Origin of the sequence: Nostoc sp. KVJ3, from assembly GCF_026127265.1 — a bacterium.
Lineage (GTDB): Bacteria > Cyanobacteriota > Cyanobacteriia > Cyanobacteriales > Nostocaceae > Nostoc.
In genome coordinates this window covers 3,315,936-3,342,796 of record NZ_WWFG01000002.1, presented here as the reverse complement: position 1 = coordinate 3,342,796, position 26,861 = coordinate 3,315,936, and the positions used below count along the sequence as shown (strand labels likewise).

At 42.3% G+C, this 26,861-nt stretch carries 19 protein-coding genes and 1 pseudogene; 12 read left to right on the top strand and 8 right to left on the bottom strand.

From position 1 onward, the window contains the following. Positions 1-124: 124 nt before the first annotated feature. The 3 genes from GTQ43_RS30425 to GTQ43_RS30415 form a co-directional block, all read right to left on the bottom strand. Positions 125-3,349 (bottom strand): efflux RND transporter permease subunit, encoded by a 3,225-nt coding sequence (locus GTQ43_RS30425; RefSeq protein ID WP_265276355.1) that lies wholly within the window; start codon positions 3,347-3,349, stop codon positions 125-127. A 389-nt stretch (positions 3,350-3,738) separates the two neighbouring features. After that, the gene (locus GTQ43_RS30420) at positions 3,739-5,121 is read right to left on the bottom strand and encodes an efflux RND transporter periplasmic adaptor subunit (protein ID WP_265276354.1); all 1,383 of its coding nucleotides are present in this window, start codon (positions 5,119-5,121) and stop codon (positions 3,739-3,741) included. Positions 5,122-5,326: 205 nt separating this feature from the next. Continuing rightward, positions 5,327-5,611, bottom strand: a complete 285-nt coding sequence (locus GTQ43_RS30415) for a hypothetical protein (RefSeq protein WP_265276353.1) — start codon at positions 5,609-5,611, stop codon at positions 5,327-5,329. Between the two features lie 555 nt (positions 5,612-6,166). Here GTQ43_RS30415 and GTQ43_RS30410 point away from each other — a divergent pair. Then, complete coding sequence (locus tag GTQ43_RS30410) at positions 6,167-6,793, top strand: TetR/AcrR family transcriptional regulator (RefSeq protein ID WP_265276352.1); 627 nt, start codon at positions 6,167-6,169, stop codon at positions 6,791-6,793. On the opposite strand, the gene GTQ43_RS30405 is transcribed toward GTQ43_RS30410, so the two are convergent. Both GTQ43_RS30405 and GTQ43_RS30400 read right to left on the bottom strand, forming a co-directional pair. Beyond that, entirely contained in the window at positions 6,788-7,258 is a 471-nt protein-coding gene (locus GTQ43_RS30405) for a DUF29 domain-containing protein (RefSeq protein WP_265276351.1), read from the bottom strand. The genes GTQ43_RS30410 and GTQ43_RS30405 overlap by 6 nt on opposite strands. 311 nt (positions 7,259-7,569) lie before the next feature. After that, positions 7,570-8,049: a DUF29 domain-containing protein gene (locus GTQ43_RS30400; RefSeq protein ID WP_265276350.1), complete on the bottom strand. Its 480-nt coding sequence runs from the start codon at positions 8,047-8,049 to the stop codon at positions 7,570-7,572. 138 nt (positions 8,050-8,187) lie between these two features. Between GTQ43_RS30400 and GTQ43_RS30395 the strand changes: the two genes are divergently transcribed. Beyond that, a complete protein-coding gene (locus tag GTQ43_RS30395; protein WP_012410744.1) occupies positions 8,188-8,487 on the top strand; it encodes a 30S ribosomal protein PSRP-3 in 300 nt (99 codons plus the stop codon). Positions 8,488-8,499: 12 nt separating this feature from the next. Here GTQ43_RS30395 and GTQ43_RS30385 read toward each other — a convergent pair. Then, a pseudogene (locus GTQ43_RS30385) lies at positions 8,500-10,403 on the bottom strand (protein kinase domain-containing protein). 578 nt (positions 10,404-10,981) lie between these two features. Continuing rightward, complete coding sequence (locus tag GTQ43_RS30380; protein WP_265276348.1) at positions 10,982-13,594, bottom strand: TonB-dependent siderophore receptor; 2,613 nt, start codon at positions 13,592-13,594, stop codon at positions 10,982-10,984. Between the two features lie 946 nt (positions 13,595-14,540). On the opposite strand from GTQ43_RS30380, the gene GTQ43_RS30375 reads away from it, so the two are divergent. Further along, positions 14,541-15,407, top strand: a complete 867-nt coding sequence (locus GTQ43_RS30375; protein WP_265276347.1) for an MbnP family copper-binding protein — start codon at positions 14,541-14,543, stop codon at positions 15,405-15,407. Between the two features lie 13 nt (positions 15,408-15,420). Continuing rightward, a complete protein-coding gene (locus tag GTQ43_RS30370; RefSeq protein WP_265276346.1) occupies positions 15,421-16,635 on the top strand; it encodes a methanobactin export MATE transporter MbnM in 1,215 nt (404 codons plus the stop codon). Here GTQ43_RS30370 and GTQ43_RS30365 read toward each other — a convergent pair. Next, entirely contained in the window at positions 16,615-16,830 is a 216-nt protein-coding gene (locus tag GTQ43_RS30365; RefSeq protein ID WP_265276345.1) for a DUF4157 domain-containing protein, read from the bottom strand. The genes GTQ43_RS30370 and GTQ43_RS30365 overlap by 21 nt on opposite strands. Positions 16,831-16,926: 96 nt before the next feature. Between GTQ43_RS30365 and GTQ43_RS30360 the strand changes: the two genes are divergently transcribed. The 8 genes from GTQ43_RS30360 to GTQ43_RS30325 all read left to right on the top strand — a co-directional run bounded on the left by GTQ43_RS30360 (position 16,927) and on the right by GTQ43_RS30325 (position 26,799). Further along, positions 16,927-17,166, top strand: coding sequence for a hypothetical protein (locus tag GTQ43_RS30360; protein WP_265276344.1), 240 nt, complete (start codon positions 16,927-16,929; stop codon positions 17,164-17,166). After that, complete coding sequence (locus GTQ43_RS30355; protein WP_265276343.1) at positions 17,166-17,690, top strand: phage tail protein; 525 nt, start codon at positions 17,166-17,168, stop codon at positions 17,688-17,690. The genes GTQ43_RS30360 and GTQ43_RS30355 overlap by 1 nt, the downstream gene beginning before the upstream one ends. A gap of 23 nt (positions 17,691-17,713) precedes the next feature. Next, positions 17,714-20,710, top strand: a complete 2,997-nt coding sequence (locus GTQ43_RS30350) for a hypothetical protein (protein ID WP_265276342.1) — start codon at positions 17,714-17,716, stop codon at positions 20,708-20,710. A gap of 38 nt (positions 20,711-20,748) precedes the next feature. Further along, on the top strand, positions 20,749-21,303 hold the full coding sequence (locus GTQ43_RS30345; RefSeq protein ID WP_265276341.1) for a phage tail protein: 555 nt from the start codon (positions 20,749-20,751) through the stop codon (positions 21,301-21,303). Between the two features lie 93 nt (positions 21,304-21,396). Continuing rightward, positions 21,397-23,142, top strand: coding sequence for a VgrG-related protein (locus GTQ43_RS30340; protein WP_265276340.1), 1,746 nt, complete (start codon positions 21,397-21,399; stop codon positions 23,140-23,142). 117 nt (positions 23,143-23,259) lie between these two features. Continuing rightward, a complete protein-coding gene (locus GTQ43_RS30335; protein WP_265276339.1) occupies positions 23,260-23,757 on the top strand; it encodes a PAAR domain-containing protein in 498 nt (165 codons plus the stop codon). Positions 23,758-24,090: 333 nt separating this feature from the next. Further along, entirely contained in the window at positions 24,091-24,504 is a 414-nt protein-coding gene (locus GTQ43_RS30330) for a GPW/gp25 family protein (RefSeq protein ID WP_265276338.1), read from the top strand. A gap of 99 nt (positions 24,505-24,603) precedes the next feature. Further along, a complete protein-coding gene (locus tag GTQ43_RS30325) occupies positions 24,604-26,799 on the top strand; it encodes a putative baseplate assembly protein (protein ID WP_265276337.1) in 2,196 nt (731 codons plus the stop codon). Positions 26,800-26,861: the final 62 nt, after the last annotated feature.

Below are 26,861 nucleotides of genomic sequence, written 5' to 3'. Positions count from 1 at the left end.
ATCACAAACAGACTTGTGTCTTCTAAAGCACGGACAGTACTTGTATACAAATGGTATTGGTAGTCAAGCTTGAGAGCGATCGCATCCTAATCGCTTTCAAGAAACAAGGGCTGCTCTCAAACAGTTAAGCAGGGACATCTCCCTGAAACTTGACGACTGTTCCTTGACTCTTTCCATTCAAAGAGGCTAATTCTCCAGATGGAGTAGGTTCAGGCGATTGGGGTGGCTTACCTTTAGAGCCAAAGTCTGTGAGGTTTTTGACCACCACGTAAAGGACGGGCACTAGCAGCAGACTCATGATCACGGAGATAAATAACCCACCAAACACCGCCGTACCAAGGGATGTCCGGCTGGCTGCACCAGCGCCGGATGACAGTAGTAGGGGAAGGAATCCACACAGGGAGGCGATGGTGGTCATGAGAATCGGGCGGAGTCGCTGTTGAACTGCATGGAGTACGGCTTGGGCGATGGTCATTCCTTTCTCCCGCGATTGGTTGGCAAATTCTACAATCAAAATCGCGTTCTTACTCGCCAATCCAATCAACATCACCAGTGCCACCTGACAATATAAATCGTTGACTAACCCGCGCACTGAGACAAATAACAGAGCGCCTAAAATCGCAAAGGGTACTGTCAGTAAGATGATGATTGGGTCGATGTAATTTTCGTACTGCGCTGCCAAGATGAGAAACACAGCCACGATACCAAAACCAAAGATCAAAATCGTTTGTCCGCCAGACTTGGCTTCTTCTCTAGAAATTCCTGTCCAGTCATAACCCAAACCGGGCTGGTCGATCTCCTTAAAGGTCTGCTGCATCGCCGCAATTGCTTGCCCAGAACTGTAACCGGGCGCAGCATTGCCTTGAATCTTGATGGAGCGAAATAAGTTGAAGTGGTTGATGGTTTGCGGCCCTGTAATGGGAGTCACTTTGGCGACTTCATTTAGTAGCACCAGATTACCACTTCGGGAACGAACATTAATTTGACCAATATTGTCTGGAGAGTTCCGAAACTGTTCATCTGCTTGGATATATACTCGATAGCTGTGCTGAGAGAAGGTAAAATCGTTGACATACTGCCCGCCCATGTAAGCGCCCAGGGTATTCATTGCCTCACTAAAATCGACATTCAGGGCTTCTAAGCGATCGCGGTTAATGTCAATCTGGTACTGGGGGGTGCTAGCTGTAAATTGAGTGAACACTTGGCGCAAGATAGGATTTTGATTGGCTTTGGCAATTATTTGTTGCGCGATCGCCAGAAATTGATCGATACTCAGTTGTCCGTTGCTGCGGTCTTGAAGTTGAAATTCAAAGCCACCTGTTACCCCATAGCCAGAGACGGCGGGTAGGTTGGATGTAAAGATCAACGCATCTTGATTTTGGGCAAAGATCCCATTTAGCCGTTGCACGATCCCCTTCACCGAATGTTCGTCACCCTGGCGCTCTTTCCAATCTTTCAGCCTAAAGAAAAATGTCCCCTGATTTGGGCCATTGCCATTTAGACCAAAACCGGCAATGACTAGAGACGCTTCCATCTCCGGCACTTCTTTTTTCAGGGTTTGAGACACAGTGTTAACAACTTTTTCGGTGGAGGCGAGGGAAACACCATCGGGAGCCTGAATCAGACCGACGATAATACCTTGATCCTCATCTGGCACAAATCCACTGGGGACGGAAATATATATAAACGCCGTTGCCGCCAGTCCGAGGATAAATAGCCCCAGCACGAACATTCGGATGCGGATCAGAAACTTGCTCAGACTCTCGTATTGCTCCAGTACCCAGCTAAAGCCCCGGTTGAACTGACGAAAAAACCAGCCCAGCGGCCCTCGCCCTTCACCCTCGGTATGATGCAGGAAGAGTCCAGACATACTGGGGGTGAAACTCAGCGCATTGAATAAAGAAATGCCGATGGAGAAGATAATGATCAATGCGAACTGCCGATACATAATGCCGGTCGCGCCCGGAAAAAAGGATACCGGGATAAATACTGCCATCAACACCAAAGAGGTGGCAATCACTGCCCCAGAAAGCTCCCCCATCGCCTCAAAAGCCGCTTGCCGTCGGTCTAAGCCTTGTTCCATCTTGGCAGCAATCCCCTCTACCACAATGATCGCATCGTCTACCACCAGACCCGTTGCCAGTACTAATCCAAACATGGTCAACGTGTTGAGTGAGAAGCCCAGGAGATAGGCAAAGGCCAATGCACCAATCAAGGATACAGGAACAGCGATCGCCGGAATGATCGTCGCCCGCCAATCTTGCAAAAAGACGAAAATCACCAACACCACTAGGGCGATGGCTTCCATCAGCGTCTTGAGTACTTCTTCGATTGAGACTTCCACAAACTTGGTTGTGTCGTAGGCAATGACGGCTTTCACCCCTGGGGGAAAGTTTTTCTCCAACTCTGCAATTTGCGCTTCCACAGCTTTGGCAGTATTCAGCGCATTACTACCCGGAAGCTGATAGATCAACATCCCAACGCCGGGTTTGCCCTGTACCAATGCCGAAGTTGTATAATCCTTCGCGCCTAACTCGGCTCGTCCCACATCCTTAAGTTTAACCAGTGTCCCGTTAGTATCGGACTTGATGACCAAATTCTCGAATTCCTTGACATCTTTTAATCTACTATTGATGCGGAGTGGGAAATTCGATTTCTGATCCGTCTTCGTGGGCGCTTGACCAATTGACCCTGCCCCCACCTGAACATTCTGAGAAGTTAGGGCACTGCTGACATCCGTTGCCGTTAATCCCCGACTGGCTAAAGCGTTGGGGTCAAGCCATAGCCGCATTGCATATTGGCGTTCACCAACCAAAGTTGCATCCCCAACACCAGGGACTCGCTTGATAGCATCGGTGATGTATAGGTCAACATAGTTACTCAAAAAGATGTTGTCGTACTCGCTATTTTCGGCATAGAAGCCATAAACTAGGAGAATGCTGTTGGAACGTGCTAGGGTAGTTAATCCAGTTTGCCGTACAGCCTCAGGTAAACTTGGTTCAGCGATCGCAGCTCGATTCTGCACGTTAACTTGGTTAATGTTACGGTTGCTCGCTGGATCGAACAAAGTTGAAATGGTGCTGGAGCCGTCATTACCACTGCTTGAAGTCATGTATTGCATCCCCTCAACCCCGTTCACTTGCCGCTCAATCACCGTTGAGACGGTATCTTCAACGGTTTGGGAATCTGCGCCAATATAGACGCTGGTGGTTTGCACTTGAATGGGGGCAATTTCTGGTAAGTTGTTAATCGGCAGCAAAGGAATACAAATGCCACCAATCAGCAAGATTAGGATGGTGCAAACCGTTGATAAGACAGGTCGCTTGATAAAGGTGTCTGCGATCGACATGATGATTGTACCATTTTAGATTTTGGATTGAGAAAGTCCTAAGAGGATGTTTTAAAAGTGGTTGGCTGTGATTTTAATCGAATTATTACCCCCCTTAATCCCCCCTTATAAAGGGGGGAAACAATAAAATCCGGTTCCCTCCCCTTGATCAGAATTTCGTTATATTCAAATTGATCAATACACTCTTGGGAAACAATAAAATCCGGTTCCCTCCCCTTGATCAGAATTTCGTTATATTCAGATTGATCAATACACTCTTGGGAAACTAATAAAATCCGGTTCCCTCCCCTTTATAAGGGGAGGGTTAGGGTGGGGTAAAAAATATTTGACACATCAATCATGATTTTTCAAACATCCTCTAATTACGAATTACGAATTGGTATTAACTTTTAAGGTTGTGGTTGAACGGGTACGCCATCACGTAGTTTGAGAATATTGGACACCGATATGCGATCGCCTGGTTTAATTCCCTCTAAAATCGGATAGCGATCGCTTTGCACTTCACCCAACTTCACAGGTTTTTGATGCACAACGAATTGCGGTTTTTCCTTAGATTTGTCTTCTTCCACCACAAAGACAAAATTCTGTCCACCAATGCGACTCACCACTTGAGTTGGAATCAAAATACCCGGTTGCTGGCTCCAGATAATCCGAGCGCGAACATATTGCCCATCCCGCAATTTGCCACCGGAATTAGCAAATCGAGCTTTCACTAAAATAGATTGAGATGTACTCACTTGTGGCGAGATAAAGTTAATGCCGCCAGTAGTTAAACGCTTACCTGTGTTGGCATCCAGTAGCTCTACAGGTAATCCCCGACGCAGTTGAGCAGCATTGTTGGATGGCACCGAAATTCGCATATCTAGGGCATCGTTTTTGGTAATTGTCGTCAACGTTCCGCCAATATTCACGTAATCGCCCACTTTCACGGAGAAATCGCCGACAATACCATCAAGCGGTGCAACCACCTGCTTCTGGTTCAGATTCACTTGATTTGAGGCAACTTGAGTCTGGGCTTGCTGCACGTTCGATTGTGCTTGCTTGACACTGGCTTGGCTGGCGTTCACCTGCTTTTTAGCAGCATTTAGGGTAGCGATCGCTGCATCTAAGTTGTTTTGAGCAATATCGAGTTCTTGCCTTGCCTGTGCGCCTTCTGTTACAAGCATCTTGGTTCGCCGGAACTGCACTTGCTGTAATTTCACATCTGCGGCGGCTTTAACTTCATTGGCTTGTTGTTGTTCAAGTTGTGCCTGGGCGGTTACTACAGCCGCCCGATTAGAGTTAACCACAGCAATGGCGCTGGAGACATTGGCTGTAGTCTGATCCAAACTTAAAGATAGAATCGGCGTTCCCTTGCTGACGCGATCGCCACTGGCTACAAATATGCGTTCGATTCGCCCTTGAATTTGCGGCTGAAGCGAAACGCGTTCCTGGGCTTCTAATGTGCCGACAAACTCGGAGGTAGATTGAACTTGACTCGATTCAACAGTCTGCACCTTAACCGGAAGAGGCGGTGGCGCTTTTGCTGGCGGGGCTTTTCGGTTGCCTAATAATTCCCAGCCCACAAAGCCCCCACCCCCAATTAGCAGAACTGCCAGTATGACCCAAAGCCATCTCTTGCGCTGTCGCGGGGGTTTAGAAGCGGTTTCTTCAGTATTGATCGGATCTGTTGACACTGGCGCTAAGACTGAACCAGAGCGGTTTGCAGCACTGTTTTTCAGATCGGCAGTTGGCTCAGAAGATACAGATTCAAATGGGCGATCGAGTGACATAAGATGTTCAACTCCGTCAGACAATTTTAGATTTTAGATTTGGGATTTTGGATTGACTATTAAGGAATCATTGGTCAAGATTCGTAATTCAGATTAAATCTGGGTTTCCAGGTTTGAATCTGTCGCAAATATCTTTCAAATTGGTATAAATTACACAATTTTCTGACTTACAGAAATGAAGCTTTAGACAATTCTTGACAGGACTTTAATCTCTGCGTTCAGCAGTCATTTGCCAAATTCTTTCTAAGGTTTGAATTTGCCGTAGCCGGATTGCTATTGGTTTATGATGTCTTGTATGCCGCCTGCCAACCCCAACTCCGATACAGAAGAAGATTGCTGCAACACAAAGACAAGCTACAAACAAAAGGTTGCCAGACAAACTATCAACCTGGTTAGGTGAATAGGTGAGGTCAACTTGATCAAGTTGTTCAGTAATTGGAGTTGCAAATTGAGGGTTTGCTGTCAGGTCAGCTGAAGAGAACCTGTTCATACTACTATGCTTCTCTTAATCATTAGTATTACCAAAGGCTGAAGTTTGCTTTATACAGTAGTAATCCGCTTCAACGAAGAGGCAGGGGGCAGGGGGCAGGGGGCAGGGAGCGGGGAGCAGGGAGCGGGGAGCAGGGAGCGGGGAGCGGGGAGCGGGGGGAAATGACCCCTGACTCCTGCCTAGTTTGCGGAGCGGAACATGGGTCTGAGTCCCCCACTTCTGCTAAGTGGTTCTCGAACAGGGAGGGGTCGAATCCCCATCTGAACTATCTCCCCTGCTCCCTGCTCCCTGCTCCCCTGCTTCTTTTTCAATATCTCCTCGGTAAACCATCCCCTAGAATCAAAATCGGCGGATTATCATTTTCATGAATCTGTGCTAGCGATCGCATTTGTACTCTCCTTGATTTTTGTTTCGGCTGAGTTAGTTCTAACAGACGAAACTGTTTAGTCTTGGTTAAAAGTAATAGTAAACAAAACTGTTTCGTATTGTCAAGGAGGTATAATAGAAATCAGTCAATAGTGTTAGTGGATGCCCAGCAAAGCGGGAAATTGAGTGATGAGTAATGTTAAGAGTGTTGAGCGGGAGTTATCGCCCGAAAAAACTGAAGCGATTCTGCGGGGAGCGATGCAGGAGTTTATGGAGCATGGCTATGCAGGAGCCAGGATCGATAAAATTGTGGCAGCCGCAGGGGTTTCTAAAGCCACAGTTTACCGACGCTTTGCCGATAAAGAGACATTGTTTACCGCCCTAATCCAACGAATGGCAGAGAAAGTAAACTTTTTTGAGCAACAAGACTTTCCCTCATGCGAAGAAGAACCCGTTGTATTCTTGAAACTTCATGCTACAAAAATGCTGAACTGTGCTGCTCAAAACCCGCAAGATATAGCACTTTTTAGAATCGTCATTGGTGAATCAGGTCGCTTTCCAGAACTAGGACGCGCTTTTCTCCAAAATGTTGAGAAACCAAATCTTGACTTTATCACCCAATACTTTGCTACTCATCCTAAACTTCAGCTTACCGACCCAGAAGTTGCAGCTAGAATGTTTATCGCAACGCTGCTCCATATTGTGACTACGCGAGATTTGCTGCATGGTGGAGATATTATGCCAATAGAGAGCGATCGCCTCATCGATGGCTTGCTCGATCTGATTATTCATCCAAGCCAGAGCGTCAGATTATGACTCCGGTAAAAAATCAGAGTCAAGGACTTGCTCTAGTGTAAAGAGAGATTGTTCGGGGAAAGTGGCGATGTCTAATCCAGTTTCAATGACAGCCAGCCGTCTAGCCGTTTGGTAGCTTTCATCAAAAACTTGATCAAAGTAAGGCTTCAAACTCGGACTTTCCTTGAGTGCCTTTTGGACTCGCCTGCGGTGTTCTAAAATTGTGTACTGCCAACTTTTTGAGCGTCTTTCAGTTTGAATTTGATATTTGAGCAGATGCATCAGCAACACTTCCAGATTGCTCTCCAATGCCCGCTTTTCACTTCTGCCCATCGTTTCAATTTCTTCAATCAGGTTGTCTAAGTCCAGTTGTGTGAAACTCTTTTGTTTGAGCAGTTCTGCCGTGGTTTGAATCCACAGGTAAAAATCTTGCTCATACAAAGAAGAACCAGATACCGTTTGAGATTGGGGCAGTTGGGCAGTCACGTCGCTTCGCTCCGAATTCAAAATTAACAGCAAAATCTTTTAAATCAGGGTGTGATTATGACTCATACCAATTCAATACGCTTGGGTTAAGCTCTTCTTTCCTCTCTCTGCGTCCTTGGCGTTCTTGGCGGTTCGTTAAAAAAATTGACTTTGACAAAGAGTTTTAGCCCTAACTGAACCGTATTGCATACCAATTCTGTATGAAGATGCGCTAAACCATATTTAAGTTCAAGAAAGAAGAAAGAAAAACGAACCGCAAAGTACGCAAAGGACACAAAGGAAGAAAGAAGTTAAAAGGGTTTGGCGCAGCCTCATAAAGAAATGGTATCAGGTAAAAAATCGGGGTCGAGGGCTTGCTCTGGCGTAAAAGGAGATTGTTCGGGGAAGGTAACTACAGCCAATTCAGTTTCATCGGCAGCCAAGAGCCTAGCATCGTCATAACACAGCCCGAAAACCTGATCAAAATAGGGTTTAAGGCTAGGACTTTCTTCTAGAGCTTGTCTGATGCGCTTGCGATGCTCCCGAATAGTTGCTCGCCAACTACCAGACCGCTTTTCGGCTTGATATTTAGACTTCAATAGATGCATCAGCACCACTTCCAAATTGCTTCTGAGCGCTTTCTTTTCACTTCTGCCCATTGTTTCAATTTCGTCAATCAAATTCTCTAAATCCAGTTCTGTCAGCCGACCTTGTTTGAGCAGTTCTGCCGTGGTTTGAATCCACAGGTAAAAATCTTGCTCATACAAAGAAGAACCAGATACCGTTTGAGATTGGGGCAGTTGGGCAGTCATAAGCATTTTTAGTTAGCGCCGACTATCCTTTATGGTAGACCATTCTCGATCAGTGTTTGGTCATTTGATAGAGTATTGCGTTAAAATAAGCGATCGCTATCCTAGTTAAGTAATGCCCGGAAATTCCCGGAGGTGTGATTGACCAAGTTTATTTTGAAAATTTTGTGGTTAGACGAAAACGTTGCTCTAGCAGTCGATCAAATTGTCGGCAAAGGTACAAGTCCTTTGACTAAGTACTTTTTTTGGCCCAGAAATGATGCCTGGGAAGAGTTAAAAAAGGAATTAGAATCCAAACATTGGATTACCGATCTGGATCGTGTCGAGTTGCTTAACAAAGCAACAGAAGTGATTAACTACTGGCAAGAGGAAGGCAGAAACCGTCCAATGGCAGAAGCTCAGTTGAAATTTCCAGAAGTTGCCTTCACAGGTAGCGCCTGATATTATACAACATTAGCGATTCTGCTGTTCTACAAGCTGCCACAGTTTGATAGTCTTGTCCCGGCTGCCACTTGCAATTAATTGTCTAACTTGGCTCACAGCAACAGCAGATACTGAGTCTACATGACCAGAGAGAGTAACAATCTCTTCTGCTGTGCTTACCCTCCAAAGTTTAACTGTTTTGTCGCAACTTGCACTTAGGAGCGTTTCGCCATCGGCAGTAAAAGCCACAGCCACCACAGACCAAGAATGGCCTACGAGTGTGCAAATTAGCTTACCTGTGTTTACCTCCCACAATTTAATAGTGTTATCATCACTACCTGTCGCCAAAATTTGACCATCAGGACTAAAAGCGACTGTCAAAACCGCCCATGCATGACCCGAAAGGGTGCTTAACAAGCTATAGCATGGGCGGTTTTCAATAGAAGGCAAGGGAGCAGGGGGCACGGGGAAAGGGGAATGTCCTCCGCCCCTTGTGGATAGTCTTTTAACTCAGCACTATTCATATCCCCCTGCCCCCTGCTCCCTGCTCCCCTGCCTCCTCTTGGTATCTGCCACAGGCGAATTGTTCTGTCATAACTAGCGCTGGCTAAAATCTGTCCTTGGGGACTAAATGCTACTGAATTTACCTGTAATTGGTGTCCAGCTATGGTGCAAATTTCTTTACCAGTATTTATATCCCAGAGTTTAATTGTCTTATCCCAGCTACCACTAGCGAGAATCTGCCCATCTGGACTAAAAGCAACTGATTTTACAGCGTGTGAGTGTCCCAATAAGGTGGAGATTTCCTTTAATGTCTCAACTTGCCACAATTTAATAGTTTTATCGTCGCTAGCAGTTGCCAGAATTTGACCATCAGGACTGAAAGCAACTGATTTCACTGCTTGGGAGTGTCCTGATAAGGTAGCTAGGACTTTTTGGGTATTTAAATCCCACAATTTGATGGTTTTGTCATCACTACCACTAGCCAAAGTGTTACTGTCAGGAGTGATGGCAAGAGCATTTACACTACTCAATGTCCCAGAATGCCCAGTTAGGGTATACAAGCATTGCCAAGGAGGATTTTGAATTTTGGGGTGTGCTTCCAGCGCAACTTGGATTTTCGATTCTATACCCATTGCTTGCATAACTTCATCAGCTGATTGAAAGCGGCGATTGACAGCATTTTGCAGCAGCTTGTCGAGAATTTGTGCCAGGCGTAGACTCCTTGAGTCTTGTCGCCAGACATCGCTCACCTTAGTAGTAAGATATTGTTGCCAAACCCAACAATCGTTAGCAATATCAAATAAATCAAAGGGAGAAATCTGGGTAAGTAAGTAAATACAAGTTATGCCCAAGCTATATAAATCACTAGCAAAAACTGCTTTTCCTTTAGCTTGTTCTGGTGCAGCGTATTCTGGACTGCCCATACTGGTTTCAGATGTTAGCCGATCAATTTCTGTGAAGATTTTCGCGGTGGTAAAATCGACTATGACGAAATCCCCTTTTTTGGTAACTGGGGATCTACGGATGATATTGTGGGGTTTAATGTCGCGGTGGATGATGTGGCGATCGCTCATAAATTGAAAAACTGGCAACACATCTTCTAAAAGTTGCCAAATCTGAGTTTCATTAAAAGCGCCTTCTTCTTCTACCACCTGAGCTAAATTAGTTCCTGCAATAAACTCCTGCACTAAATAAAAATGCCCATTCTGCTCAAAATAAGCGAACATTGCGGGAATTTGCGGATGATTCCCTAATTCTTCTAGCTGTTGCGCCTTTTGCCCAAAAGTAATAGAAGTTTCAGATTCCAGTGATAATTCTTGAACAACGCAAGGAATCGGCGGAAACTGACCCTCATCTACAGCGAGGAAGGTTTTACAGAATCCCCCTTTACCAATCTGCTTAATTAAACGATAGCGTTCTTGTAACAACAAAATTTCTTTGCTTACAGGGTATCCACAATAAAATATATAGCAATCCCAATACCTTAGCCAAAATAAAAGGATGAAAAGAGAGGGATGATGTAATAGAGTTATTGTCTTCGCATAAATTTTCTCTTCTTGGGTGCGATCGCCTACGGTGGGCGCTTGCGCCATCGCAAACTTTGAAGAGATAGGGCTGCCGTAGTAGAGTTATTGTCTCTCACAACGATAACTCAAAACCCACTCTCCAGCCCATGCCGTCAAAACTGACTCTATGCCTTTTTAGGAGTTAAAAAATCATACAAAATATATGTCATTGCGTTCGCCCTTCGGGAACGCCAAGGGAGAATGCAATGACAACAGAGAGATTTTGTCCTCCCACAAAAATAGCATGAACCAAAAAACCCCAAATTCCATCAAAGTCAACAGCCTAGCCCTGAACTGAAGTTCAGGGCTAAATGTCAGTCAGCGTTATAGTTTAGCTCAGACAAAAATGTGGGGAGAAGAGCATTTTTCGACTTGTGTGTACGCTATAGGCTTCCAGAGAAGGGATTAATGGGTAGATCGAGGATGGGGACTTCCGCGTTACGTTAAAAACTCGTGCGAACTTGAAATCCAAAAGTGCGTCTGTCTCCATAGGACACAAGTGGGTCAGGTGATTGCCCGAAAGCTGTGGTAACATAAACTTCGTCAAAAATATTGTTGACATAAAAGTAAATACCGTAGTTCTTGGCCTCATAACCCAGACGAGTATTTACCAGCACCAAGGGATTTTGTTTGATAGTGTTGGCTTCATCAAAAAAGTAACTACCAAGTCCTTGAAATTCTACTCTGCTGAATATTCCCCCAGGAGTACGATATTGTAGTGCTAAGTTATATGTGTATTCAGGGGCAAAAGTTAACCGATTACCATTAAAGCTTTGACCAGTAAATGGGTTAGTATATTTCGTAAATCTCCCATCGGCATAGCCAAATCCAGCGATAATATCTAATCTCTCAATAGGTGTAGCTTTCAGCTCCAGTTCAAAACCTTTGACTGTCACTTGAGCATTGGCATTATTGATAGTAAAGCCGTCAGAGCCAACCAGGGAAACTTGATAATCATTAATATCATTCCAGAACGCGGCTAGATTCGCTGTGAGACGATTATTTAACCAAGATGTTTTCACACCAAGTTCGTAGTTCCATGATTTTTCTGGCCGCACAACCAACAATTCTATATTATCTGTGCTGTAATTCTGAGTCGGTGGTTTATAGCCACGAGTAACACTACCATACACTGATACATTTTCATTAAAAGCATATTGGATGGCAAACTTCGGCAGTACAACATCATCAGAAACAGTAGCATTGTTATAGGCTATGCCATTAGGAACTACCCCGCTAGCAGATTCAAACACTCTTTGGCGATTTAATTCTTCGCGGTTGCTTTCATATCGCAATCCTGCTGTTAAAGTCAGTGGTTCTATAACTTTAAAATCTACTTGACCAAAAGCAGCATAGGTTGTTTGATAATAACTTGCTGAGGTATTATCTGTTCCAGGTTCTGGTAATCCAGATGTCGTAGCTCCTAATGGTGTGTAAATTAACGATTGTGGATCTAAGATTAAATCTCTATTTTGGTAATAACCACCAACTAGCCAACGGAAGCGATCGCTCTTTTCAGGAGATTGCAGCCGGATTTCTTGGCTCCAGATAGTTGATTTAATCCCCGAATCGTAGCGGAATAAATCATCAGAAGTATAATCTACATCAGCCCGATAATTAAAATCAGTAAAACTGTGGGCTGTAATCGAAGTTAACCGCAAATCAGGCCCATCGTAAGCAACTCGTAATGATTGCGTATTGATAGACAAGTCAGTTGAACCAGGGAAATTTACATCCGTTTGGAATCTATTTTTTTGACTCAAAGGAACAAATGTGTTGTCCCCATCTCGGTTTCCAGAACCGATCGCATTAAAAGAAATACTCCATTCTGGTGAAGGAGTCCAGAGGATATTCGCACGTCCAGCGATACTTGACTGGGAATCGGCGCTTTCATTCAAGAAAGTATTTTCGCTAAAGCCATCCCTTGAACTGTATGCTCCAGACAAACGAAAGGCCAGTTTATCGGGAATGATGGCATTACTCAACGACAACTGTGCTTGATACTGATTGTAATTTCCATAACCAAAACTGGCATCAATTTCTGGTGAATTACTAGGTTGGCGGCTAATAATATTGACCACTCCCGCTTGGCTGTTACGACCATAGAGAGTGCTTTGTGGCCCCCGCAGTATTTCTACTCGTTCTAAGTCAAATAGGATTCCTGGAAGAAACTGGTGAGCATTTTCGTAGGGGACATCATCAATGTAGAAACCAACGGTGTCTCTAGTGAGATAATTGCTATTACTTAAACCTCGAATGCTATAGAAGTTAAAAGCACGATCGTTTGTAGTAGTAAAAAAGTTAGGAGTGTTGGCTGCAATACCCCGAATTGAGTTGATTTGTCCATCTTCAATTTCTTTTCTGGGTAGCACAGTTAAGCTGATAGGTACATCCTGTGGATTTTCTGGCGTTTTTTCAGCCGTCACCACCAGTTCTATATCGCTTGGAGAAGCGGGAGATAAGCTAAAAATTAAACTGCGATCGCTCGGAGTCACTTGTACACTAGGTATACCTTCTACCCCAGTTATACTGACTCTGACTTTACTGGTATCCAGTTGAGTAACTTTAACTGAAGCGATTCCCTTTGTGGGAGCATCAGCTTGAAATTCCTTCCCTTCTGGCAAAGCTAACTCAGCATTTGGAATGTCTGCAATCCATGTATTGTTAATACTTGAGGTTACTGGGACTAATATTTTTCCAGTTGAGGTTTCTAGGATAACTTCTAAACCAATTTCCGTCGATTTGATTTGCACATTAACAATCTGAATAACTTCAGAATTTTGTCCCTCTTGTGCTAATAAATCTTTAGCACTCGTTTTAAGATGCTCAATATCACTTAGTCGAGAAATGCTTAGACTCGCTAACTCAATTTTACTTATGACTGCCGAAATCTTTTCTGAACGCAAAGACAAAGCGTCTTGTCGATCAACTTTTTGTTGAATCCTCTCTGTGTTTACTAAGGTAAATATCTGGTTATTTTGTGCATTTGCTTTCTCGGTTATCAGCAAACAAATTGTACTAGCTATACCTATATAAACACTCTGTTTTAACTTCAAAACTGCCCCCCACACTCCACAAAAACCACACCTATATCCAAGATTTAGAAGGCAACTATTAAGTGTTATACCTTCAGAATTCTAGTAAGATTGTTTACTTTGCAAAGTCAGGCTGTCAAAAGACAAGCTGTCAAACATTGACGATATCAAATTATGCGTTTGCCCTGATAATTAACCATGCAGAATTAATTACAGTCATTGCGAGCGAAGCGAACGCGAACAGCGTCTCCAAGAGTTGCAATCCCAGCCCCCGCGTTCGCGAAGCGTGTCCGAAGGACTTATGCTTCATTTTGCTATCTCTACGAGACGCTACCGCGTTAAGCGAAGCTATGCCGAAGGCTTTACGCTCCATTCGCAATGACATTGTGTAATTAATTTTGTTTAACTACTTAGGTGTTAGAGGTTGTTTGAAAAGTAGTTAGGTGTGATTTTAGGCACTCGTTGATCCCCCCTAACCCCCCTTAAAAAGGGGGAAGAATCAAAGTCCCCCTTTTTAAGGGGGTTTAGGGGGATCTCCAAGGGTTAGGCGTATAAAAAAACTTTTCAAACAACCTCTTAGAACGAAGTTCGTAACACACCATTATCAAGGGTTTGGTGCCGTACTCTCCGTGCTAACACACCCTAGTACCGCAGGGCGGAATTAAAAATTAAAAATTAAAAACGAATACAGCATGAGGGTTTCATTGATTTGGAATGGGTGGTTTATTTCCGCCGCACTGTACTAGTATCTTTTCAGAAATCGAACCGGATTCCTATATCATTTCCCCGACTACTCAGTACTATTAATTACACCTTATACAAAAATATATGACAGCCAGTCATTTGACAGGGATGCAAGTCATTATTGAAAATTGGTAAGCACCTCGATCAAAACACAGGTAAAGTAATGCAGTTATCCGTAAAGTTAATCTTGATTGATCTAGGCAAACACCTGTGGCGTATTACAATGACAACAGTTCCAATGGTTGCTATCCTGGGGAACTATGCTGTAACTGTAGCCTCTACAACTTCATCCCAAGAAGTCACAATTAAATTTAATGCCAAAGTTGGTAAACAGCCTTTCGAGTGCGGTAAGACTTATAATTTAGGTAAGCCTCCAACAAAAATTACTCCCTCAGACTTCCGCTTCTATGTGTCTGATGTTGCCTTGATTAATCTCAATGGCAAAGCTGTACCCCTGACTTTAACTCAGGATGGCAAATGGCAATACCAAAACGTCGCTTTGCTGGACTTTGAAAATAAATCTGGTGCTTGTGGTAACGGTACAGTGGAGACAAACTATCAAGTTATCGGGACAGTACCCAAAGGTAATTATCAAGGACTACAACTTACTTTAGGTGTCCCCTTTAATCTCAATCACGCTGATTCTGTCACCGCGCCATCACCTCTGAATCTGACATCATTATGGTGGAATTGGCTGTTTGGTTACAAATTTCTCAGAATTGATTTAGAAAACCAAACCCTCCAATCAAGTGCTACAAAGCACAGAGAACAAGGTAATACTGTTGGTTTTCCTATCCACTTAGGTAGTACTGGATGTCAGGCTATTGATGGCAGCCAGAAACCATCAAGCTGTAGCAATCCCAATACCTCAAAGGTGGTATTTTCTAAGTTTGATCCTAACAAGAATGTAGTCATTGCTGACTTGGCGGCGTTAGTAGCAAACACGAATCTAGCAGTTAATCAAGCTAATAGTCCTCCAGGCTGTATGTCATCTCCCGATGATGCTGACTGTACTGGCATTATGGCTAATTTCGGTCTGCCATTTGGTGGTAAACCAGCTTCTTCACAGAAATTTTTTCGGGTTGAGTGATAGTTATGATTTTATGCCTTCATCTCAAATGAAACTAACTCGCTGGTGTCTTCTAGCTACCATTTATCTACTCTCAATTTGCTTATCAATTGGGCTGAGTACAGCTTTGGGAGCATCGCCAACTTCAGAATATAATTGGAATCTTCTAGCTTGGATGCCAAAGCCAATTGTGCCAGCAGATAATCCTATGAGTTCGGAAAAAGTAGAGTTGGGACGGCATCTTTTTTATGAGCAGCGCTTATCAATCACGGGTAAGTTTTCTTGTGCTTCTTGCCATATCCAAGCACTTGCTTTTACTGATGGTAAATCAGTATCTGTGGGAGCCACTGGAGAAACACACTTCCGTGGTGCTATGAGTCTTGCTAATATAGCCTATAGTCCGGTATTGACTTGGGCGAACCCTTTAATAAAGCAGTTAGAAAAACAAGCTTTAGTGCCAATGTTTGGGGAACATCCTGTAGAAATGGGTATGGGAGGGCGGGAAAAACAAATATTGGTAATGTTAAAGAATGATTCCAAATATCGACAGATGTTTGCAGCCGCCTTTGCTGATAGTGAGGATGCAATTAATCTCAATAATATTACTAAAGCCTTAGCCACTTTTGAACGCACCCTAATTTCTATTAATTCTCCCTACGATCGCTATCGCTTTGCAGGTGATTCCAATGCCATTTCTCAAGCGGCTAAACGGGGTGAAAAATTATTTAACAGCGAAAACCTAGAATGCTTCCACTGTCACGGCGGGATTAATTTCACAGATTCGATAATGCATCAAAAACTGGCTTTTGTGGAAATTGCTTTCCACAACACTGGACTTTATAACATTGATGGTAAAGGGGCTTATCCACCTGATAATACAGGTGTTTATGAAATTACCTCTGTTCCATCCGATATGGGACGGTTTAAAGCTCCTACCCTACGAAATATTGCTCTAACATCTCCCTATATGCACGATGGCAGTATTGCAACTCTCGAAGAGGTTATCGATCACTACAAAGCTGGTGGTAGAACTATTCGTGGAGGGAAGTTTGCGGGAGTTGGGAGTGATAATCCCTTAAAAAGTGAGTTTATCAACGGTTTTGATCTAACTGAAAGCGAAAAAAGTGACTTAATAGCTTTTCTAAAAAGTTTAACAGATGAAGGATTGATCAAAAATCCCGATTTCAGTGACCCAAACATTGATCCCATCATAGTCAATACTGTTCGGTTAAGGCAAGAGACGCGATAAATCGCCGTCTTTACAATAATCAGTCCGGTGATTTATCGCGGATTTGGGATCTATTATTTTCATCAAATAAACATTGGGGAAAGGAGTGGATTGATCATCGGTGTGAACCTTCACCCGACTGAAATCAGCGCCAAACGCCACCTCCATTGGTTTGCGGATGTTGTATGCGATCGCATTTCCTATACAATTGCTCAAAAGTCTGAATCCAGGTAAAAACTAAGTTCGACTTTTGGCTACTTTTGATTCTGATGCAGTACCTTTAGCCTGGATTCTAGGAGAGATTTTTTATTTATGGACTCAAAACAGCAACAAAATTTTTTCACATTCGATGGAGATATTGGCGGTACTGCTGGATACGCCGGGGTTTCGGCGGGTTCTGATGCCAGCATTGCGGCTAAAACAGCAAGTAAATATCTCAACGACTCACTGCTAATAAACCAACTCACAGAACACGTGTATAAACTTTTGCTAGAAGATTTGCGATCGCAGCGCGAGAGACTCGGTAATTATAATTCTCAAAGGTGGTTGTAATGGCTACAGGTGCTAACAATGGCAACATTACTCACGAATTGAATTATGTCACTACTAATCGGTTCTACGTTGAAATAGACAGTTCTATTGCTGCATCTTTCGCTGAATGTTCAGGATTAAGTGTTCAAATTAAGAAAAATGTTTTTCAGGAAGGTGGTGTTAACGACCAACAAAGAATTTATTTAGGTCATACAGAATTTGCAGACATAACTCTTAAACGAGGATTTACCGACCATCCAGGTTTTTGGAACTGGATGAATGCAGTTTTTGATGAACAAAAGAAAACATCTCGGCGTAATGTCAATATTCTGATTTTCAATCAAGCCGGTGAAACGATGATGAGTTGGACTTTGATTGGTGCTATTCCCATAACCTGGAAAACACCTGCACTCCAAGCGGATGGAAAAGCAGTTGCAATTGAAGAATTAACTTTAGCTTATGAAGGTTTACAAGTTGCAAGGGCTACAGGAGGAGGCACTTCAGTACAACGTAATCAAAAAACAGGATATTTCGTTTCTAGCTAATTGGTTATTTTTCAAATACAACTATGCAAATTATTCAATCTCCACTAGGAAACAATATTTATGCTCTTGGGATAATATCATCTTTATCTAATCCCGATCAAAGAATATTAAAAAAGGAATCTCCCTCTTTGCAGTCACGCAGCAATTTTATAAGTAAGCTCCAAATGCGATCGCCATTAGTTGTATCCTCTCAGTTTTTATTATCTCGTCAGTATGACCCATCGATTCAACCCTTAATAGGTTGGGATAGTTGGGATGCTGAAGATATAAGTATAAATAATGAATTTTCAGAATTTTCATTGCTTGAATTGGATTCTTCTGATTCAAGAAATCCACCAGATTATAACATTAATAGTATTGATTCAGTAAGAAATGGTATTCTGAAAGTACCACAAATTCAAATTGAAAAAATTTCGAGTAATAATATCTCACAAAATTTAGATAGAAAGGTTAAATCTAAATCAAAAAAAAGAAAAAAATCTCAACAGTCGCCAGAAAAAAAGTCAAAATCTAGAGCTAAAAAAGCTATTACATCATCTGCGGCGAATAATATTGAGCAATTTATTGACGAAAGCAACATTACTGTTAATTTAAATGAAGATAGCTTATTAACGTCAGATAAGCCTTTGTCTATTGAGACTAATTCGGAAATCCCAGCTTTACAACTGGATATTGCTTCAGAGAATACCATAAATTATGATGATTCTACTGAAACTATAACGTCTAGTGAATCTGCATTATTTTCGCCTATTGTTGAAGATAAATCGACTGGATTTAAAAATATTACTACTGATAATATCCAATTAGATTCTGAGTTAATATCTAGCTATTCGAGTGTAAATTTATCTGTAGATGAAGTCATTATCCCATCACAAGGCAAGATTCAAGCAGACAACAATATAAGCGGAATAATCGAAACCTTACCTATAGAATTTCCTTCAAATAATAATGCACAAGAAAGATTTATTCCATCTAGTAATTTTTCGAATAATCAGCAAAACATAATCAGCGAAGCATTAGAATTAGTTAATAGCTCAGATATTTCAGTCCAGCAAACTCCACTACAACAGGATATTGAAACACATCGAGTCCCTTCTATTGTTGATAATAAAATCAGCGTAGACCAAACAAATATAATCCAAGCAAAAGAGGTTTCACCAACCTTTAACTCTCCATCACAGCCTGAAGAATTACCAAATACTAATACTAATTTTGAGGCGATTACAGTTATTCATGAACCAGACTTAATATTAGAAAGTACCGCAAATGATTTTGTTACACATAATTCTGTCACTGATAATTATTTAAATTTATCGTCAGCACTTACTTCAACTGAGGTTAATAATGTACCTAGTTTTCTCCATTCTTTAGAGAATCATGAGAATATCGGAGGAACGGATCTTACTTCACCCGATTCTGAGTCTTTAGTTGCAAAAATCCCTACAATACAACAAGAAATTGATTCTGACTTTTCGCAGTATGTGGAAAAACCAAGCCAAAACCTAAACTTTCAGCCCAATTCTTTGCAAGAGAATGAGGATAATTCTAAGCCTATTTTTTTGCTTGATAAAGCTTTTCCAGATAGCAAGACAAGTCAGGAAATTGATTCGAGTGTTACGAGTGATGTTCCCGCTAGTATACCTGTTCAGTTAACATCTACTTCAGCCGATATTGAAGATAAACTTAGTTTATTCAGCAACTCTGATAATAATGAACAGTTAGTAACTTCAGAGTTACAGTCTGCTATCGCGATTAATGTCTCAGATGTCTCAACAGTAAATGTGAATTCACTGCAACGTGATACTAATGTTGAGGATACTACGAGTGAGTTAACAGAAAGTCAGCCCATTTTAGCACCACCTGAAATTGCAGAAACATCTGTAGTTACTCCCACATCGCTTGAAATTGCGGAAACACCTGTAGTTTCCACCACATCGCCTGAAATTGCTGAAGAAGTAAGTATTTTTAGGAAAATTATTGCTCATGAACAAACAGTAGAATCAGAAAATCTTGAAATACCAACCTTTGCTGATACCTCAGATAACCTAACTTCACCCCAAAATGAGATAAGCACAGCACCTAAAATTGAGCAAAATGCGATCGCACAAAATTTGCCCGCCCCTAAAGGTTATGCTACTGGTGGTCACGTTACAGACTCCCACGTTGAAAATCGTCAGCAAATAGCACCCTCGGATACAGTACCTGCAATGCTTACGCCTGGGGAGTTTGTCATTAATACCAGGGATGCACAGAAGAATTTACCTCTATTACATCACATCAACACTGGTGGAACACCGCAGGATATTATTCTCCCAAGTTTACAGACACCCAATTCCACAGAACCAGAAGAAACAACTTCTCTAGAGACTCCGACTAAAGTCGATTCTTTTTCAGACACTTCATTACAGCTAAAAAGCGCTGAAACTCATTCACCTCAGATATCTAATTCTTTAATTCCTTCTGACTTGGGGTTGAATATTAGTAAACAGAAACTTTCTATCCTCAATTCTCCACAGCTTAATCTTCTTCAAAATGAAACAATAGATGTGGATGAGCCTTCACCTCAATACTCATCGCCTCCTATGATTTTCCGAAAAGCAAATCCTACCACTAATACATCTTCTCAATGGTCAAATACACCTTCTCAATGGTCAAGTGTGGAAGATTTACTAAATGGAAATAATGAGGAATTAACTAGCTTTAATTTTAATGATGGAGAATCTAACAGACAAAATTATGAATTTACTTATGTTTCAGAATCGCCACAAATTTTTGCTAAACACTTTCCTTCAGCTAGAGGCTTTGCTGATGGTGGAGAGGTTATACCACCTGACATATCTAGAGAAATAGAACCAGTAACTGAGACAATACAGAGTGCATTATCATCTTCTTCAGAAGATGATAATGATGATACGGCTGATTTGGAAGCTCTAGCCCGTGAAATTTATCACAGATTACGACAACGGATAGAAATTGAGCGAGAACGTCATGGTGGTCACTCAGGTCGATTACCCTGGTAAATTTCCATTCAATCATTAATTTTTGGAGAACTATTCAAATGGCAAGTCCCGCAATTATTGTTATTCAAAAGCGTCAACCGCAACTTGAGAAAGCCAAACTTGTAGCTTATAACAGTGAAGCGCCAGATATTGAATTAATGTTTAATCCCACAGATATTAGTTTTGCTCGGACTGTGAAATGGGAAAGTAAGCAAGGTAATAGAGGAACTACTCTACTTCCGAAAGTAAATTTTTCTGGTGTTGAACCTTACAAGTTTACGCTGAAACAGTTGCTATATGATACTTACGAAACTAAAGAGTCGGTGATGAAAAAGTATATAGATAATATTAAAAAAGGTGTAGAGACTATTAATAGAGCAAATGATAAACGCCCACCTGTTTACATATTGACATGGGGAAATGAATATTTTTATTGTGTAATTACGAGTTTAACTTACACTTTAAATATGTTTCTTAGTGATGGTACACCAGTTAGGGCACTGGTAGATATAGCCTTGCAAGAAGTAGATAAAAATAATCTTCCTGGAGGACGTGAATCTAATTCTAAAGGTGCAAATCGCCAGCCGAATCCTAAGCTGGGAAAAAATACTTAACAAGTAAGAATTCAGAAGTCAGGAGCCAGAATACCCTTTTAGGGAAGCAAGCTACAGAATTGTTGAACATTTTAAATATCTCTATTACTACTTATGTCTCCTAAACAAAGTCTTTATTTAAGCGAACCTAAAATCGAGATAGAAGGAAAACCTGCTTCTCTTGAATTAATAAAGGATGTGTTGCAAATCACTGTCGAAGAAAGCCTTCATTTACCAGCAATGTTTACGCTAGTTATACATAATAGCTATATTTCCACGTCTGATCGACCAGAAAACAAGCCTTGGCGACACGATCAGTTTTTTAAAATTGGTAAAAAAGTGAAATTGGGTTTTACTTCGAGTACTACTCAAGATAATAATTTTCAAGAGGAGGTAGGAAAATTCCTGATTGAAGGCGAAATTACAGCGATGGAAGTTCACTTCAATGAAAAATCTGAAGCTGACATCATTGTTCGCGGTTATGATATTTCCCATCGTCTGCATAAAGGTCGCTATAATCGCTCTTTTTTAAATGAAACTGATAGCGATATAGTTAAAAAAATAATTGAAGAAGTAGGTATAAAACCTGGCAAGATAGAGGCAACTGGTGAAGTTCATGACTATGTCTTCCAAGAAAATCAAACTAATATGGAATTTTTGCGAGAAAGGGCTGCCCGTATTGGTTTTGAACTATTTATTACAGAGGGAAAACTAAATTTCCACAAACCAAAAGTTCAGCAAGCTTTATCACTAAAATGGCTACTTGGTATTAATAAATTTAGTACCCGCGTCACCAGTGCCGAACAGGTGAGTTCTGTGGAAGTACGCGCTTGGGACTATACCAAGAAAAAATTAATTAGCGCAACAGTCCAGAAAGAGAAGCAAATAACCCAGACAGGTAATGAGCTAGGAAGTAGTACTATTAATGCATTTTCTAATCTTAATTCCCCCAAGAATTCCCCTAAAATGATTGTTGTAGATAAACCTGTTGCCAGTCAAGATCAAGCAAAGGCTATGGCTCAGGCTTTGTGTGATGAACTGGGAGGAGAATTTGTTTATGCAGATGCCAAAGGAGAAGGGAATCCTGAGATTCGTCCTGGACGGGTTATTAATCTTAATGGTATGGGCGATCGCTATAGTGGTAAATATTATGTTACAGAAACGCGCCATTTCTTCAGTCAGCGCGTTTATGAAACTGATTTCAGCGTCCGGGGACTCCGTTCTGGTAACTTATTCACAACTCTCTCCCCAGAAAAACGCCTCCAGCCGTCTGAGACTCTATTAGTAGGAATTGTGACTGATAACAAAGACCCACGGTCATGGGGTAGAGTGAAGTTAATGTTTCCCACTCTCACAGAAGAACATACAAGTGACTGGGCGAGAGTTGTAGCTGTGGGAGCCGGTTCAAATCGAGGTTTCGACTGTTTACCAGAGGTAGGCGATGAAGTTTTGGTAGGTTTTGAACATGGCGATATTCACCGTCCTTATGTCATTGGTGGGGTATGGAACGGGAAGGATGCACCACCAGAAAAGGTAAGTGATTCAGTTACAGGTAGTGTAAGGTTACGCACCATTAAGACTCGTGTAGGTCATGTTTTACAGTTTGTTGAAGAAGATAAAGGAAGTAGTAAAACAGGTATTCGCGTAGAAACTACAGGTGGCCACAAAATATATCTCAATGATAGCGATCGCTGTATAGAGATTGAAACCACAGGCGGTCATAAAATCAAAATGGACGATATGGGTAAATCTGTTTCAGTGAAATCAACAGGTAATATGTCATTAGATGCTGCTGGAAATATAGACATTTCAGCCAACGGCGTGATTACAGTTAAAGGTGCGATGATTCGCCTTAATTAATTTTCTATGTTTTTTCTCAGCGCTCTCTGTGCCTCTGCGGTTTAAAAGTAATTTATCTAACCACAGAGACGCAGAGAACACAGAGGCAAGAGATTAAAGACACTATAGGAGGTTGTTATGGGTAAACCGGCAGCAAGAATTACTGATAATGTGGCGCATCCCTTGCCCCCAGTGTTGACAGGAGGGCCGGGTAGTCCCAATGTGTTGATTGGGTCTTTACCTGCGTGGCGGGGTGTACTTGCAGCAGCAGTACCAGCTTTGCAGTCTGCTAAAACTGCTTCTGATACAGCTATTCAAGTGGCTGAGGCTTCTACCCTAGCGGCGGCTGGTACACCAGGACTACCTGGTGCTTTAGCTACCGAACAAGCTACAAAGGCAACATCAGCAGCTACTATGGGTAGTGCGATCGCAGCTGCTGCCGCAGGTGCTGATATTCATAATTGCGCTACACCTTTACCCTTACCTCCCCACGGGCCTGGGGTTGTGATTGACGGTAGCCAGACTGTGCTGATTAACAACCTACCTGCTTCTCGGATGGGCGACACTATTATAGAAGCATTAGGGCCACCGAATAAAATTATCAAAGGTGATTTTACTGTTCTCATTGGCGGTTGAGTGAAGAAGTAAGGGAGATTGGGCAGAAGAATACTGCGCCTGTGAGTATCAAAGACTCATTCACGAGTATCAAAGACTCATTCACGAGTATCAAAGACTCATTCACGAGTATCAAAGACTCATTCACGAGTATCAAAGACTCGTCGAACCGCAAAGGACGCAAAGAGAAGAAAGAAATGCTTAACTGAACCGTATTGGTCTATGAATCTTACAGTTACAAATCATTCTCCCCCTACCCCCACCTCTTCATCCTCGACCTTTGGCGAATAGGCTTAAACCTTCTGTGCCGATATCTTTGAAGATATTCATGTAAAAACTGTCTAAGTGCCAGATATGGTTTATGGTCGCGAGCAAGCCTATTTGGGAACAGGTTGGGCTTATCCCCTACATTTAAGTGTGCAAGGTGGGATACAACTTAGCCGTGAAGATCAAAAAGTTAAAGAATCTATTTGGATTATCCTCCGCACGGGAGTAGGTGAGCGGGTTTATCGACCTACCTTTGGTTCACGCTTGTCGGAACTGGCGTTTGCACCTTTGAATACCGATACCCTACTGCGAATCCGTCTTTATGTCTTGGAAGCTTTAGAAGTTTGGGAACCACGCATTATTATCGATGAAGTTCTCGCCGATCCTGACCCTGTGCGTGGCAGAGTAGACATCATCATCAATTATCGACTTAAAGACAGTCCCGATATTTATAGTTTTGTTTATCCTTATTATTTGGTGTCAGCTGGGGAGGAATCGTGATACGAATTAAAAATTAAAAATTGAAAATTAAAAATTCAGAAAGTTAAATTTCGTCTCGGTTTCTAGGCTTGTATCTGTCACATTCTTTTTTAAATTGGTATGAACTTTGACTTTTTACCGAAATTACCTTCTTCCAACTTAGACGATCGCGCCTTCGATGATTTGGTGGAAGAATGTATTATGCGTATTCCTCGCTACTGTCCAGAATGGACAGACCACAATCTCAGCGACCCAGGAATTACGCTAATTGAGTTATTTGCTTGGTTAACTGACCAAATGTTGCTCAGATTCAACCAAGTACCCCGAAAAAATTATGTCGCTTTCCTAGAATTACTCGGTATTCGTCTCCAGCCACCCGCCCCAGCCCGCACGGAATTAACTTTTTACTTAAGCGCTGCATTACCCGAAGCCTACACGATTCCAGCCGGATTGGAAGCCTCAACTATCCGCACTGAAACTACAGAAGCGATTACTTTTAGTACAGATTCTCCTCTAATTATCGGCAAACCCCACATCCAACATTTCTTAACTGCCCAAACTACCGAAGATATTCCCCAATCTCTGCGCGAAAGAGTTACAACTTCCTGGACTCGTCAATCTAACGGTTACTGGACAGGTAACGAACAACCGATTTTTGAAGAGGAACCCCAGCCTGGTAACTGCTTTTATTTAGCAATTAATTCTGACGATCCTTTAGACGCTAATGTTTTAGAAATTATTTTCCAAGGGGCTGCGGCTACCCCTGCGGGTATTAATCCCAATCAACCGCCCCGCAAGTGGGAAGCCTGGGATGGGGAAAATTGGCAAGCAGTTTTATTGCAAGAGTCAGATGATAAAACTCGCGGTTTCAGTTTTTATGAAATGGCTCAACAGGGTGGAAACCCGTCTCAAGGTGCAGAGGTACGTTTGCATTTACCTCAAGTTTGGCCTGTGGCTAATTTCACCTCTTATCGAGGGCGCTGGCTGCGCTGTAGCTTTATTAGTAGAGAAAATGAATCTGGTTACAATCGTCCGCCAAGAATTATTGGTTTAGCAGCGCGGTCAATTGGCGGTACTGTTAGGGCTAGTCACAGTACGCTGATTCTAGATGAGCGATTGGGAATTAGTGATGGTACACCCGGTCAGAGTTTTGAATTACAAACAGTACCAATTTTAGAACGCCGAGAGAATGAGTATATTCTAGTTACTCCCAGTGGTGGTTTGCCTCAGAAGTGGACTGAGGTGAGAGATTTTGCTGATTCTGGGCCAAATCATTTTCATTACACCATCGATTCCATCACTGGTACAATCCAGTTTGGGCCACTGATTCGAGAACCTAGCCAACTTAAACAGCATACCCAGGTACGAACGCGAATTCAGCAAGCATCATTAGATGACACATCTGTACAAGTTCTGGAAAATAACCAGTCGGAACATCAATATGGGGCGATTCCTCCCCGTGGTGCAGAGATTAAAATGGTTGCTTATCGTACAGGCGGCGGGAGAGAAGGGAATGTGCAAACTGGCGCAATCCAGTTTTTGAAGTCTGCGTATCCATACATTGCAAGTGTGGTCAATCGTGTACCTGCAATCAATGGGGCGGATGCCGAATCGTTAGAACAGGCTGTGATGAAAGCTCCCCGTATCCTCCGCACGCGCGATCGCGCCGTCACTGCTGAAGATTTTGAAGTTTTGACTGAACAAGCGGGTGCTGGTGCGATCGCTCGCGTCCGGTGTTTGCCAGCAAATTCTCGTAGACAAGCTGGTATAGTTAGTTTACTGGTCGTTCCTTATGCAAACACAGATGCGATCGCTCAAGGTAATGGCATAACACCAGAAGAATTTGCCCTTAGTAATGCACTGCAAGAGCAAATTTTGAGTTACTTAGATGAAAGACGCTTATTAGGGGTACAAATAGAATTACAAGAGCCGAATTACGTAGGTGTTTCGGTACAGACAGAAGTTGCTTTAGAGCCAGCATACAACAACCCTTTTGCCAGCGAAGAAATTCGGCGGAATTTAAGGGTATTACTGTATAAATATTTAAATCCATTAACTGGAGGAATGGACGGTAAAGGTTGGCCATTTGGACGACCAGTTTATACATCAGATATTGTCGCACTACTGCAACAAACCCCAGGCGTGCGTCATTTAGGCCCCGTCCTACTGTTTCCCATCCGCAAGCAAGGAGAAAATTGGCGACGACAACCATCACCAGAACAACTAATTGACCCAGGATCGGAAGGTTTAATATGTTCTTGGGCTGATACCAATCTGCGTTCAAATCACGACATTCAAATAATTCGTAATTCGTAATTCGTATTGTTTGAAATTTCTGGAAGAGCCTTTTAATCCAAAATCTAAAATCTAAAATTGGT